This is a genomic window from Pseudomonas sp. GD04015, assembly GCF_029837675.1.
GTDB classification, from domain to species: Bacteria; Pseudomonadota; Gammaproteobacteria; order Pseudomonadales; family Pseudomonadaceae; genus Aquipseudomonas; species Aquipseudomonas paralcaligenes.
In genome coordinates this window covers 45,998-59,832 of sequence record NZ_JAOEEE010000012.1, presented here as the reverse complement: position 1 = coordinate 59,832, position 13,835 = coordinate 45,998, and the positions used below count along the sequence as shown (strand labels likewise).

Here is a 13,835-nt window from a genome sequence, read left to right as displayed (position 1 = left end):
ACGCTCGGCCACGAACTAGCCGAACGCCGCCTCGATCCAGTTGGAGAACTCGCTCGCCAGGTGCCAGCGGTGGGCGGATACGGCCCCCGGCAGGATCATGGCCGGGAACTCCACCGTCAGCCTGGCGCGAAAGCCGAAGCCCTCGCTCCTGAACTGGTGGCGCACCCCGCCGAGAGCCAGGCCGTTCTCCGCCCGCGCGACGCCGGCGGCCTGACAGGGATAACGGGGATCGGGCACTGAACGCAGGCTGGAGAGGTCCCGGTAATCGATCAGGAAACGGCCCACCAGCGGCGAGCCGCCGGTGGTCTCGATCACCTCCTGGGCGCCTTCGGCGTTGGTCCGGATCAGGTAATGGTCGGGACACGCGGCCAGCATGGCGATCTCGTCGTTGCGCGCGGCACGCTCGAGGAACCATTCGACGAAATCCTTCGCCGAGCCGCGGTCGACCAGCAGCTCGGTCACGCTGAAGCGGCGGAACCCGCACGAGATCCGGGCGACGGCATTGGCCAGCGGCTGGGCCACGGCCAGTTCGCGCCGGAGGATGTGCCGGAGCCCGTCGGCGCCGAGGGCGATCTTGCGCTCCAGCAGTTGTTGCCTGAGGCTCTCCAGGTCCTCGCCGTCGCCGGGTCGCTCGCCCAGCCTCCTGAGCACCACCAGCGCACGCCGCCGCTCCCACTCCAGCACGTGCCCGCGGGGAATCTCGCGCTCGCCGATGAAGGTTCTGATACCGATAGCCATGAGCCCAGCTCCGTTGTTGTTGTGATCTACGCCCGGACGTATCGCCGGGTGATAAAAAGGCTGTGTCCCCGTTACGGGTTGGTGGCGCAATCCTGCTCTTGTGGGAGCGGCTGGGCGGCATTCCGATTGGCCGCGAAATTCGCGGATAAATCCGCTCCCACAAGGTGTGCAACAGCTAACGGGGACATAGCCATAAAAAAGGCCGCCACGGGGGCGGCCGAGGGTCTCGGGCTCGCGCCGTCGACAGGAGCAGCGCCCGCGCGCAAACCGCGGGCGCCGTCGATTCGGCCCTGGGCCTCAGCGAATCCCCATGGTGCGCAGCGTCGCCGGCAGGAAATCCTTCTTCGACGCCTTGAAGGCGAAGTCGTAGGCCATGGGCCGCTCGTTGATCATCCCGGAGGCGATGTAGCGGCCCGCGATCAGGTCGTAGAGGGCCTCCGGCGTCGGGTGGCTGGTCTGCACGTCGTAGAAGTACTGCAGGTGGGATTCGCCGACGCGCCATATCGCGTCGCGGTTGTCGTAGTGGTCGGCCAGGGAGATGGCCCAGGTGTCCTCGTCGATGTAGAGGTGACGCTTGGCGTAGATGTGGCGCTCGCCGGGCTTGAGCGTCGCCACCACCTCCCACACCCGGTGCAGCTCGTAGCGGGTGAAGTCGGGGTTCAGGTGGCCGGGCAGCAGCAGGTCCTTCAGCTTGATGTCCGGCGAGCCGGCGAGATAGCTGTTGTAGGGGATGTACATCTCGCGCTTGCCGACCAGCTTCCACTCGTAGCGGTCGGGGGAGCCGTTGAAGTGCTCCAGCCCGTCCGCCGTGCGCATGCCGTCGGCGGCGGTGCCCGGGCCGTCGTAGGACACCTGCGGCGCGCGGCGCACGCGCCGCTGGCCGGCGTTGTAGAGCCAGGCCAGCCGCGGCTCCTTGACCTGGTTGAGGGTCTCGTGCACCAGCAGGACGTTGCCCGCCAGGCGCGACGGCGCGGTGATCCGGGAGTTGTAGTAGTACAGGAGGTTGCCGGCGTTGCGCGGGTCGTAGTCGGTCGCCTGGTCCGCGAGCACGTAGCGCTCCTCGGCGTCCACCTGGACGAACACGCCGTTGGCCTGGGGCGCGGCGAGGGAGGTCTGGCGCTGCATGCTCTTGCCGCGGTAGCGGGCGATGTGGTTCCAGATCACCTCCAGCCCGTTCTGCGGGATCGGGAACGGAACGGCCGTGGTGAAGTGCTCGACGCCGTTGCCGCCCTCGATCAGGCGGGTGGCGAGCGCGTTCTTGCCGATGCTCTGCGCTACATCGTCGGGGATGCCCACGGAACGGTGGGTGGGGTACACCGGCATCCGGTAGCTCGCCGGGTAGCGCTTGAACAGGGCGACCTGGCCGGGGCTGAGCCGGTCCAGGTACTGGGCGTGGTTCTGCGCGTCGATGACGAAGATCGGCTTCTCGGCCGCGAACGGGTTGCTCCTGAAGCCGTTGCGCACGTCGCCCGCGTTCGTCGGCAGGCCGCCCTGCCACTCGGGGATGCTGCCGTCGGCGTTGCCGGCCCGTTCGGCGCCCACCGGCGTCAGCGAGCTGCCCAGGCGTGCGGCCTGCTCCTGGCTGACGGCGGCGAAGATGGGGGCGGAAAGGACGCAGCAGAGCGCCACGCCCGAGGCGAGTCTGGTTGCAGTGATCATCGGTTCGGTCCTTAGAAATTGACGCCAACGGTGACGGACAGGAAGTCGCGGTCGACCAGGGAGTTGTAATCGCCACCGAAGTAGTCGGTGTAGGTGATGGCAGCGATGTAGGTATTCAGGTAGTCCGCGCCCAGGCCGACGCTGATGGCCTTGGCGCCCTCGTTGAAGTTGGGGCCGTAGCCGTCGACGTCGTGGGACCAGGCGAACGTCGGCGTCAGGTTGATGCCGGCGATGACGTTGGCGTATTCGAGGCTGGCCCGCAGGCGGTAGCCCCAGGAATGGCGGGTGTAGAAGCCGTCGTCGTTGCAGTTTTCGGCCTGGGGGTTCAGCAGCGTCTCGCAGAGGTTGCCGCCCAGCAGCGACGGCTGGGTGTACTCGCCGGAGCCGAACACGGAGTCGCGGCCGAAGCGGGGCTCGTCGCCGCTGCCTTCGCCGATGCCGGCGATGTGGTTGTAGCCCGCTTCGCCGATCAGGATCAGGCGGCTCGCCTTCAGCACCTGGTCGAACGTCTGGGTGAGCGACACCTGCGCCTGGGTCACCGGCTTGCGCCGGTAGCCCTGGATGTATTCGTCCGGCAGCCCGGCCGCGCCCAGCTGGGTCGGCAGGAACGGCCCCAGGTTGTAGGAGGTGGTGGCCAGGTCGAAGGCGTTGAGCTGCAACGGCTGGTTGGGCCGGTAGCTGATCTCGCCGGCCAGGCTCGCCGAACCGGCGTTGGTCTGGAAGCTCAGGCCGTACAGGCGGATGTCCTCGGGGTATTCGATCCGGTAGGCCGTGTCGGCGGCACCGAAGGCCGGCGCCGTCAGCGGGTTGGCCGTGGTGCCGTACATGCTGGTGAAGGGCATACGGCTGTGGTACTTCAGCGCGTACAGGCCGAATTCCGTGCCGTTCAGCGCCTCGGAGAACCAGCGCAGGGCCACCCCGTACTGGCCGGCGTCCCGCGCGTCGTTGTCGCCCCGGCGCGGGACGTGGATGTAGCCCGGGTCGTCGCGCTCGAAATCCGTGCCGGCGACGCTCAGCCCCTGCGGGCAGCCGTCGGCGACGAAGTCGACGGACGCGAAGAACGTGCCGCAGTTGTCGACCACGGTCTGGTCCCATTCCAGCTGATAGAACAGCTCGGCCGACAGGTTCTCCGACAGCCCCTGGGACAGGTAGAACATGTTCACCGGGATCAGGCCTTCCTTGATCTCCGCCCCGGGCCGGCGGAAGGCCGCCACGTCCACCGGGTTGATCGCGTTGATGCTGTTGCCGATGAACACACTCTCGCCCCAGCTCGCCACCTGCTTGCCCAGCCTGGCCGAGCCCGGCAGGTCGCCGATCAGGTAGTTGTGGTAGACGAAGGCGTCCAGCAGCTCGTAGCCGGCGCTGCGGGCGCCCGTCTTGCGGTTGCCGTCGTCGATGTCGTAGAGCAGGTGGTGCTCGTCCTTCAGCTCGAAGTCGTACCAGTACTTGCCACGCAGGAAGAGGCCGGTGTCGCCGTACTTCAGCTCCAGGTCGTGGATGCCCTTGAAGATCTTCGAGAAGGTCTCGCCCTTCTTGAAGTTCAGGCGGCCGTCGTCGGCCGTGGTGGACGAGCCGCGACCACCGTTGTCGTCGCCGATCAGGTCACGGTCCGGGCTGCGCAGCGCCCAGCTGGCGCCGACGGAGAGGCTGCTGTCGAGCTGGCCCTGGATTTCGCCGAGGTTGAACGTGATGGCCTGCGCGGCCGGCGCGCCGACCACGGCGAGGGCCGCCGCGATGGCACCGAGGGGCCGGTGCCGCCCATGGTGCGTTGTTGTTGTTTTCATGGCAGTTCCACTGGAGTTGGTGGGTACGCTGACGGGCGTCTGCCTGCCCTGCTCCGCCCGGCCCATCGCAAGCGACGAACCGAAGCGGTCATGGGCCTGACTGTCTCGACACCCTTAATAGCAACTTTAGTTGCTTTTAAAAGACAAGTAAACCACCTCCGTGTCGTGCGCACGGATTCGCCGGCTTTCTCTGCCCGGCGCGCAAATGCAACAATCGTTGCGACAGAGGCAGGAAAACCAGCAGGGAGATTCGGATGAGCGATACCGAGCAGGCAGCCGGCGCCGGCAAGCGCGCGCGCCCCGGTGGGCGTGCGGCCCAGGTGGTCGCGGCCGTCCATGCCGCCACCCTGGAAATCCTCGGCGAAGGGGGTTACGAACGCCTGGAGCTGCCCGAGGTGGCCGCCCGCGCCGGGGTCAACAAGACCACCGTCTACCGCCGCTGGCCGACCAAGGCGGAACTGGTGCTCGAGATCGCCCTGCTGCGCATGCGGCAGGACGTGCCACTACCGGACACCGGCACGCTGCTGGGCGACCTGCACCGATTGCTGCTGGATATCGAGGCGACATTGCGCTCGCCGCTGATCGCCGGCCTGCTCCAGGCCGTGGTGACTCAGGGACGGGACATCGAGACGATCCGCCAGGCCCGGGTGCGCTTCTGGGCCGAGCGGTTCGCCGTCAGCGGCCGGCTCGTGGAACGGGCCATCGAACGGGGCGAACTGCCCGCGGGCACCGATCCCCGGCAGTTCCTCGAACTGGCCTCGTCGCCCCTGTTCTTCCGCGGGGTGATCACCGGCGAGCCGTTCGCCGGGGAAGAAATTCTCGAGATCGCCCGGCGCACCCTCCTCGCCTACCAGAGCCCATGAAAAACGACCGGAGCCATCCCGGCCTCCGGTCGTTCTCGATGCGGCGATGGGCGATGCGCGGGGCTAGCCGCTGCGCTCGGTGCGCCCGCCGGAGCGGGCCAGGTAGCCGGGGCCGCTCTCGCACAGCAGGCCGGCGCGATGCACCGCCGGCAGCGCGTCCAGGCCGTCGCGCAGGGCATAGGCGGTGAAGCCCAGCTGGGACAGCAGGAATACGGCGCTGGCGCTGCGCTTGCCGCTGTCGCAGTAGCACAGGTAGGTGCGCTCCTTGTCCAGCAGGCGCACTTTCAGGCGCAGCAGGTGCAGCGGCATGTTCAGCGCCTGCTGGGCGTGGCTGCGTTCGTATTCGGACTGCAGCCGCACGTCCAGCCACTGGGCACCGGCCGACAGCAGGCGCGCGGCCTCGCCGAACGACACCTCGTCCACCACCGGCGCCTTGAGCAGGGCGAAGAAGTCCTGGCGGTCCAGGCGCATCACCACACCGGGCTCGATCAGGGTCACCGTGGCGTTGCGCGGCTGGTCGGACAGCAGCGCTTCCTCGCCGAAGCAGGCGCCGACGTCCAGCTCGGCCAGCACCTGGCGGGTACTGCCCTCGCCGCCGCGGAACACTTCGGCCCGGCCGCTCTTGAGGAAGTAGCAGCAGTCGCCGCCCTCGCCCTCGATCAGCACCCGGCTGCCGGCCGGCAGGTCGATGGGGTGCAGGCGGTCGAGCATGGCCCGCACGTTGGCCGAGGGCACCTTGGTGAACAGCGGGTTTTCCAGCAGGCGCTCCAGCCACTCGACGTCCTCACCGCCGCCGCCCAGGTCCAGCAGCAGGTCCTGGTAGGACAGGCGCCAGGTGAGCAGGCGGCCGAGGTTGGCGCTGTCCAGCGCCAGCACGCTGACATCGCTCAGCGCCCGTGCCTCGTGCTGGCGCGGCAGGGTCGGCGACAGCGGGTGGCAACTGGCCTCGCTGCCGGCCTGCAGCAGCTCCTCGCGGCCGTCGCCGTCGCGCAGCAGCAGCTCGCCGGACAGCAGGTAGTAGGTGGTGCGGGCATGGTCGCCCTGGCGGAACAGCAGCTGGCCGGCGAGCAGGGGCTGCGGCACCAGCTGGTTGCGCAGCTCTCGCCACTGCTGTTCGGAAAGCACGTTGAGGGGAGTGAAGCTGCGCAGCTGTTCAGGGTTCAGCGGCTCGGTCATCGACACCTGTCCTTCATTATTCTTGGCGTACCGCAGCCAGTTCTTCCAGGCGTTGGGCCATGGCCCGGCGTCCTTGCAGCCCTCCGGTATGGAGCAACAGCAGGCGCGTACCCGGAGCAAAGTAACCGGCCTCCACCTCGCCGCGCAATGCCAGCAGCGCCTTGCCCGTGTAGAGCGGCTCCAGTGGCAGGTCGCAGCACCGTTCGCTATCGAGAATGCAGCGCGCCAGCGCCGCATCCACCCGGCCGAAGCCGCCACGGCTGGCATCCACCAGCCGGTAGCCGGCATCGGCCTGCCCCGCCTCGTCGAGGATCGCCGGCAATTGCTGCTCCACGCCATGGCCGGGCGGCACCGCCATCGCCGCATGGATTATTCGCTCCCCCCGCTCGGCCAGCACCAGGCCGGCCGCCGTGGTGCCGGTACCGGCGGCGAGCCACCAGCCGTGGTAGTCGTTCCAGCCCAGGCCGGCCAACTGCGCCCTCGCCAACTCGGCTATCGCCGCGCAGGCCCTGGCCGCCAGCAGCCCACCGCCGCCCTCGGCCACTGGCAACAGTCCCGGATAGCGGGCCTGCCAGGCAGTCCAGAAGTCCGCATCGTGGCGCTTGCGGTAGCCGGCGTAGCCGAGCCAGTGCAGGCGCATGCCGAAGGCCTGCAGGTCGCGCACCGTCGGCGTGTCCTGCGGCTCGCCGCGAAGCAGGCCGAGCGTGGCGAAGCCGAAGCGCCGCCCGGCCGCGGCCAGGGCGTGCAGGTGGTTGGAATGGGCGCCGCCAAGGCTCATCAGGCCTTCGGCGCCACGGGCCACGGCGGCCTCGATATGGGGTTTCAGCTTGAACCACTTGTTGCCCGAGATCAGCGGGTCGAGCAGGTCCAGGCGCAATACCGCCACCTCGACGCCGGCGCGCGCCAGCCAGTCGAGCAATAGCGGTTGCAGGGGGGCCGAGGGCTGCCAGGAGGGAAGGACGACGGGCCGCGGATCGGGCGCCCGCCGGATCATCCGCTCACGGTGCGCAGGCGTGCGCCCGCCTTGTGCCGGGCGCAGCAGTTGGTCTCGCCGAAGACGAAGCGGCTCGGCGTCTCCACCCGGTCGATGGGCATGGCGCAGCGCTCGCCGGACGGCAGCGTGCTCTCGCAGGTCGGCTGCTGGTAGTGGGCCAGCCACTGGCGGTACTGCTCCTCGGAGACGAAGCACTTGGCCGCCGCGTAGCCCAGGGGATTGTTCTGGTAGCGGGCCATGTCCTGCAGCGGGATGGTCAGGTGACCGGCGCCCGGGTGATAGACCACGAACACCACGCCGAGCTTGGCCAGGCGCTCGAGAATCTGCTCGCCGCCCTGGCTGGCCAGGTCGTCGCGCTCGCGGCGCAGACGGTCAATTTCCTGCTGCAACTGGGTGTCCTGCTCGGCGCGATAGGCAAGCTCGACGTCGCGGATCGCCACCTGCTCCCGGTACTCAGCCACGGCCGCCGCCACCCGGGCCTGCAGCTCAGAATCGAACTGGGATCGCAGGATGTCGGCCTCGGTGCGGCCGTGGCGCTCCAGGTCGCGCAACTGACGGGACATGTCCTCCCGGCTCTGCTGCATGCTGTCGGCCTGGGCGCCAAGCTGGGTCTTGAGGCTGTTGTTCAGTTCTTCCTGCTGGCGCAGCGACTGCTGCAGGGCGCCGATCTCCGCCTGCAGGGCGCGATGGCGCTCCTCCGCCGCCAGTTTGATGCGGGCCAAATCTTCTTCGTGCTGCTTGCCTAGCGTGCTGATGCGCAGGCGCTGCTGCTTGATCAGCTGCGCCGTCTTCAGGCGGTTCTCCTGCTCCTTCTGCTCGGCCTGCTTCTCGGCCTGCTCGCGGGCCGGATCGGGCGCCTGCCAGGTATCCTCGGCGGCCACCTGCAGGCGCTCGGGCAGCACCACCGGCGCCTCTTCCTCCACCAGCAGGCCGAGGGCGTTGCGCTTGACCGTTTCGCGCAACAGCACTAGGTCGTTCTTGCCGGGCGCCAGGCTCGGGTCCCACAGGTGCATCTGGTGCCAGGACACCGGGCACTGGCTGCGGCAGGCCAGGCGGATAGGGCCGGCACCCAGGTCCGGGCCACGCCCGGCGTTGTCGGCCAGGTGGCGCAGCGGCAGGTTCCAGCCCTTGTCGGCGGAGCCGTTCTCGTCGAAATCCAGGTAGAAGAACACCACGGCGCGCACCAGCAGGCGCGGGTTGATCAGCACGTAGGCCAGGCGCATCTGCTGGTCGGCGAACTCCGCCATGCTCACCACGTTGTCGAGCAGCGCCTCGAACTCGGGGAACAGCATCTCCTTGCAGATCCCGCGCTCGTTGAAGAACAGGACGGCCTCGACCATCTGCGCTTTGTTCTGCATGCTCATGGGTTTTCCTCAAGGCCATCGGGATCATGGTCGGCACGCAGCGGGCCTGCCCTGCGCGCGCACAGCCTGCGAGGCAGGCGCAATCCCTTGTTTCGGGCAAGTCTAGGGGAAAACGGAATGCGGGCAATGTGACTGGGTTGGCAGCCGCCCGCCACCGACCGCTCTAGGGCCGGCGACGAAGCGAAAGTGTGACGGGTTGGGCGAATCAGGCCTGCTTGGCGGCCAGGAAAGGCGCCAGGCGACGGCCCATTTCCTCGCCCAGGGCCTGCAGGCCGCTCATGGGACGGATCATGACCTCGAACTCGACGATCTTGCCGCTCTCGTCGAAGCGGATCATGTCGATGCCCTTGAGCTGGCGCTCGCCGACCCGGGCACTGAACTCCAGCACCACGCTGAGGCCGTCGGCGCTGGCCAGTTCGCGGTGGTAGGCGAAGTCCTGGAACACCTGCAGCACCGTGTTGAGGATCAGGTTGACCTTCTGCGCGCCCGGATAGGGCGTGTGCGCCATGGGCGAGCGGAACACCGCGTCGGCGTGCAGCAGTTCCGGCAGCGGGCTCAGGTCCTTGGCGGCGATCAGCTGGTGCCAGCGTTGCAGGCTGGCGGCCGCGGCGGGGTTCAGTTGGTTTTCGAGGGACATCGGGCTTCTCCTTGTTGTTGTGGTGCCATAAGGAAGACGCCCCGCACGGGGCGGGGCGTTCCGGTCACAGCTCGGCGGCGAGGCGCGAGCCCTGGTTGATCGCACGCTTGGCGTCCAGCTCGGCGGCCACGTCGGCGCCGCCGATCAGGTGCACGTTCTGCCCGGCAGCGACCAGGCCGTCGTGCAGCTCGCGCAGCGGGTCCTGGCCGGCGCAGACGATCACGGTGTCCACCGGCAGCAGTTGCGGCTCGCCTTCGCCGATGCGGATGTGCAGGCCCTCGTCGTCGACCTTGAGGTACTCGACCGAGTTGAGCATCTGCACGTTCTTGTTCTTCAGGCCGGTGCGGTGAATCCAGCCGGTGGTCTTGCCCAGGCCGTCGCCGACCTTGGTCTTCTTGCGCTGCAGCAGGAACACCTCGCGCGCCGCCGGGTGCACCTCGGCCTTGATCCCGGCGATGCCGCCACGGGCGTCCAGTGCGGTGTCGATGCCCCACTCCTTCCAGAAGGCGTCGCGGTCCAGGCTGGTGGCCTCGCCGCTATGGGTGATGAACTCGGAGACGTCGAAGCCGATGCCGCCGGCGCCGATCACCGCGACCCGCTGGCCGACCGATTTGCGCTGCAGGATGGCGTCCAGATAGCTGATCACCTTGGCGTTGTCGATACCCTCGATGGCCGGGGTACGCGGAGCGATGCCGGTGGCCAGGATCACTTCGTCGAAGCCGCCCTTGGCCAGGTCATCGACATTCACACGGGTGTTCAGGCGCAGGTCGACGCCGGTGCTTTCGACCTTCTTCTTGAAGTAGCGCAGGGTCTCGTAGAACTCTTCCTTGCCCGGCACGCGCTTGGCCACGTTGAACTGGCCGCCGATCTCGCCGGCCGCGTCGAACAGGGTCACCTGATGGCCGCGCTCGGCCGCCACGGTGGCGGCGGACAGCCCGGCCGGGCCGGCACCGACCACGGCGATCTTCTTCACCGTGGTGGTAGGGATATAGTTCAGCTCGGTCTCGTGGCAGGCGCGCGGGTTGACCAGGCAGGTGGTCAACTTGCCGCCGAAGGTGTGGTCGAGGCAGGCCTGGTTGCAGCCGATGCAGGTGTTGATCTCGTCGGCGCGGCCGGCGGCGGCCTTGTTGACGAAATCCGGGTCGGCCAGGAACGGGCGGGCCATGGACACCATGTCGGCGTCGCCCTCGGCCAGCACCTGCTCGGCCACTTCCGGGGTGTTGATCCGGTTGGTGGTGCACAGCGGGATGTTCACCTCACCCTTGAGCTTGGCGGTGACCTTGGTGAAGGCCGCGCGCGGCACCTTGGTGGCGATGGTCGGGATGCGCGCCTCATGCCAGCCGATACCGGTGTTGATGATGGTGGCGCCGGCCTTCTCGATGGCCTTGGCCAGCAGCACGATCTCGTCCCAGGTGCTGCCGCCCTCGACCAGGTCGAGCATGGACAGGCGATAGATGATGATGAAGTTCGGGCCCACGGCCTCGCGCACCCGGCGGACGATCTCCACCGGCAGGCGCATGCGGTTCTCGTAGCTGCCGCCCCAGCGGTCGGTGCGGTGGTTGGTGTGGGCGGCGAGGAACTGGTTGATGAAGTAGCCTTCCGAACCCATGATCTCGACGCCGTCGTACTCGGCCTGCTGGGCCAGCACGGAGCAGGTGACGAAGTCCTGGATCTGCTTCTCGATGCCTTCCTCGTCCAGCTCGCGCGGCTTGAACGGGTTGATCGGCGCCTGGATGGCGCTCGGCGCCACCGACTTCGGGCTGTAGGCGTAGCGGCCGGCGTGGAGGATCTGCATGGCGATCTTGCCGCCCGCCTCGTGCACCGCGCGGGTGACGATCTTGTGCTTCTCGGCCTCTTCCAGGGTGGTCAGCTTGGCCGCGCCGGAGTACACGCCGCCCTCCTCGTTCGGGCCGATGCCGCCGGTGACCATCAGGCCGACGCCGCCGCGGGCGCGCTCGGCGAAGTAGGCCGCCATGCGCTCGAAGCCGTTCGGCTTCTCTTCCAGGCCGGTGTGCATGGAACCCATCAGGGTGCGGTTCTTCAGGGTGGTGAAACCCAGGTCCAGGGGGGCTAGCAGGTTCGGGTAGGCGTTGCTCATGGTCATCTCCACAGCGTCGGGCTCGTCACGGGGCGCCGCGCGCTCGAAGGGGCGCGGTCGTTGTTGCGGCAGACGATAAAGAGCGGCCGCCGACCGCTCAATGATCGAAAAGCACAAGTTATTGATCGTAAGTGACAGGCCGACTAGCCAAGGACGCCCCCTTGCCCTAGGCTGGCGGCTTCATCGCCACCAGGCCTCATCATGCTCAAGTTGCTCCATCGCACTTTCTGGCTGCTGCTCGTCGTCCTTCTGGTCGCCTACGCCGCCTGGATTCAGTGGCGCCCCGCCAGCCATTTCCTCAGCGACCTGCGCAGCTCGCTGGCCTTCAGCCAGGGCAGCGACCAGGGCCGCGGCAATCTGCTGGGCATCCAGCCCGAGCTGTACCGCGCCGACTACCGCAGCGCCCTGCACCTGCATCGCAAGCTGGCCGCCTATCTGGACCAGGCCCGGGATGAAGGCCTGCTCAACCCGAAGACGGTGGTGGTGCTGCCCGAGCACATCGGCACCTGGCTGGTCGCGGTCGGCGAGAAGCGCGAGGTGTTCGCCGCCCGCGACCTGGCCGAGGCCCGCGTCTGGCTGGGCCTCAGCCATCCGCTGGAGCTGATCCGCGCGCTGCTCGCCAACCAGGGCACCGCCCGCTTCAGCGACGCCCTGCTGCGGATGAAGGCCGAGCAGATGGCCGCCGACTACCAGAGCCTGTTCGGCGGCCTGGCCGAGACCTACGGGGTGACCATCGTCGCCGGCTCCATCGTGCTACCCGAGCCCAGCGTGGCGGAAGGCGTGCTGCAGGTCGGCGACGGCCCGCTGTACAACGTCAGCCTGGTGTTCGGCAGCGACGGGCTGCCGATCGGCCAGCCGCAGCGCAAGGTGCTGCCGCACCGTGACGAGGACAGCTTCACCGCCGCCGCCTCCGACCAGGCGCTACAGGTGGTGAACACGCCGGCCGGGCGCCTGGGCGTGCTGATCGGCACCGACAGCTGGCGGCCGGAGAGCTACGCACGGCTGGCGACGCAGCAGGTCGAACTGCTTGCGGTGCCGGCCTTCCTGCACGGCAACGGCCACTGGAACGGCACCTGGGCCGGCACGCCGAGCGACCTGCGCAGCCGCGCCAGCCAGCTCAGCGAGGGCGAGGCCTGGCTACGCCATTCGCTGCCGGCGCAACTGGCGGAAACACCGGCGCGGGCCGGCATGGCTGTGTTCATGCGTGGTCAATTGTGGGGCCTGGGCAGCGACGGACGCAGCATGGCGGTGCAGCGGGACGGCCAGCAGATGGTCGACGAAACGCCCGGCGCGCGCCTGCTCAACCTGTGGCTGTGATGAAACCGACCCGCGTGCGGCTGGGCGACCTCTCCGTCGCCTTCGTCCACAGCCTGGTGGCCGCGCTGCACGAGAAGGGCGTCGCTAGCGACGAGCTGCTGCGCCAGTTCCGCCTTGACGCTGCGCGGCTCGCTCTGCCCCGCGAGCGCCTGTCGATCCCGCGCTACATGCGCCTGGGCCACAGCGCCATCGGCCTGTGCGGCGACCCGGCGCTGGGCCTGGAAATGGGCCGTCACAGCCGCATCAGCCAGGCCGGGCTGGCCGGCGTCACCGCCGCCCAGGCGCCGACCCTGCGCGAGGCGGCGCGCACGCTGATCCGCTTCGAGCCGCTCTACGCCCACAACTACCGGGGCCAGTCGAGCTTCACCGAGGACGCCGGCGGCGCCTGGCTGAGCTTCTACTCGATCAGCCCGTACAACGGCTTCAACCGCTTCGTGGTGGATTCGGTGCTGTCCAGCTGGCGCCACCAGCTCGGCGCCCTGCTGGGCGAAACCCTGGCGCTGGAGCGGGTGGAGATCGAATTCCCCGCCCCGGTCTACGCCGAGCGCTACGAGACCTGCTTCGGCTGCCCGGTGGACTTCGGCGCCGCCCACAACCGGCTGCGCCTGGCCAACGCCAGCCTCGACCAGCCGCTCTCGCAGCACTGCCCGAGCACCTGGCAGCAGCTGCTGGAACTGGCCGAGCGGGAACTGGAACAGCTGACCCGCACCCGCAGCCTGCGCGAACGCATCATCCACCTGCTGGGGCCGATGCTGCACGGGCGGGAGCCGGAGCTGGAAGAAGTAGCGAGAAGGCTGCAGCTGCCGAGCTGGACGCTGCGGCGCAAGCTGGCCGAGGAAGGCACCCAGTTCCGCACCCTGCTCAACGAGACCCGGCGCGACCTGGCGATGGCCTATATCCGCGACACCGAACTGACGTTCGGCGAGATCGCCTACCTGCTCGGCTTCGCCTCGGCGGAGGCGTTCCAGCGTGCCTTCAAGCGCTGGAGCGGGCAGACACCCGGGGAATTCCGCCGCCACCAGCGCCTGCTGGCCTGAGACGCAGGAGGCTGGCGCGCGCGGCGCACCCTAGGGTGGGGAAAGTCTAGAGTTCGGTGGCGTCGTCGGCCGGTTCCAGGGTGTCCTGCTCGAAGGCGCGGGACTCGAGCAGTTCTTCGACGTAGTCGTCCATAGGTTCATCCTCCTGTGGTTGCATCATGTTCCCAA

Annotated in this window: 11 protein-coding genes; 3 read left to right on the top strand and 8 right to left on the bottom strand. The window is 68.5% G+C overall.

Going from position 1 to position 13,835, the window contains the following annotated elements; translation table 11 throughout:
• Nucleotides 1–15 precede the first annotated feature (15 nt).
• The 3 genes from N7640_RS12710 to N7640_RS12700 form a co-directional block, all read right to left on the bottom strand.
• Nucleotides 16–738: a hypothetical protein gene (locus tag N7640_RS12710; protein WP_279904882.1), complete on the bottom strand. Its 723-nt coding sequence runs from the start codon at nt 736–738 to the stop codon at nt 16–18.
• Nucleotides 739–1,035: 297 nt separating this feature from the next.
• Nucleotides 1,036–2,397 (bottom strand): DUF1329 domain-containing protein, encoded by a 1,362-nt coding sequence (locus tag N7640_RS12705; RefSeq protein ID WP_279904883.1) that lies wholly within the window; start codon nt 2,395–2,397, stop codon nt 1,036–1,038.
• Between the two features lie 11 nt (nt 2,398–2,408).
• A complete protein-coding gene (locus N7640_RS12700) occupies nt 2,409–4,181 on the bottom strand; it encodes a DUF1302 domain-containing protein (protein ID WP_279904884.1) in 1,773 nt (590 codons plus the stop codon).
• A gap of 254 nt (nt 4,182–4,435) precedes the next feature.
• Here N7640_RS12700 and N7640_RS12695 point away from each other — a divergent pair, with 254 nt between their 5' ends.
• Nucleotides 4,436–5,044 (top strand): TetR/AcrR family transcriptional regulator, encoded by a 609-nt coding sequence (locus N7640_RS12695; RefSeq protein WP_279904885.1) that lies wholly within the window; start codon nt 4,436–4,438, stop codon nt 5,042–5,044.
• 63 nt (nt 5,045–5,107) lie between these two features.
• Here the strand turns inward: N7640_RS12695 and N7640_RS12690 are convergent, their stop codons facing one another.
• The 5 genes from N7640_RS12690 to N7640_RS12670 form a co-directional block, all read right to left on the bottom strand.
• A complete protein-coding gene (locus N7640_RS12690; RefSeq protein ID WP_279904886.1) occupies nt 5,108–6,220 on the bottom strand; it encodes a cyclic nucleotide-binding domain-containing protein in 1,113 nt (370 codons plus the stop codon).
• A 16-nt stretch (nt 6,221–6,236) separates the two neighbouring features.
• On the bottom strand, nt 6,237–7,214 hold the full coding sequence (locus N7640_RS12685; RefSeq protein WP_279904887.1) for a 1-aminocyclopropane-1-carboxylate deaminase: 978 nt from the start codon (nt 7,212–7,214) through the stop codon (nt 6,237–6,239).
• Nucleotides 7,211–8,578 (bottom strand): chromosome partitioning protein ParA, encoded by a 1,368-nt coding sequence (locus tag N7640_RS12680; protein WP_279904888.1) that lies wholly within the window; start codon nt 8,576–8,578, stop codon nt 7,211–7,213. The genes N7640_RS12685 and N7640_RS12680 overlap by 4 nt, the downstream gene beginning before the upstream one ends.
• A 205-nt stretch (nt 8,579–8,783) precedes the next feature.
• The gene (locus N7640_RS12675) at nt 8,784–9,215 is read right to left on the bottom strand and encodes a nuclear transport factor 2 family protein (protein ID WP_220815233.1); all 432 of its coding nucleotides are present in this window, start codon (nt 9,213–9,215) and stop codon (nt 8,784–8,786) included.
• 64 nt (nt 9,216–9,279) lie between these two features.
• Nucleotides 9,280–11,319, bottom strand: coding sequence for an NADPH-dependent 2,4-dienoyl-CoA reductase (locus N7640_RS12670; protein WP_279904889.1), 2,040 nt, complete (start codon nt 11,317–11,319; stop codon nt 9,280–9,282).
• A 195-nt stretch (nt 11,320–11,514) separates the two neighbouring features.
• On the opposite strand from N7640_RS12670, the gene N7640_RS12665 reads away from it, so the two are divergent.
• Together N7640_RS12665 and N7640_RS12660 are read left to right on the top strand one after the other, a co-directional pair.
• The gene (locus tag N7640_RS12665) at nt 11,515–12,630 is read left to right on the top strand and encodes a carbon-nitrogen hydrolase family protein (protein ID WP_279904890.1); all 1,116 of its coding nucleotides are present in this window, start codon (nt 11,515–11,517) and stop codon (nt 12,628–12,630) included.
• Nucleotides 12,630–13,667, top strand: coding sequence for an AraC family transcriptional regulator (locus N7640_RS12660; RefSeq protein WP_220815236.1), 1,038 nt, complete (start codon nt 12,630–12,632; stop codon nt 13,665–13,667). The genes N7640_RS12665 and N7640_RS12660 overlap by 1 nt, the downstream gene beginning before the upstream one ends.
• The last annotated feature ends 168 nt before the right edge of the window (nt 13,668–13,835 follow it).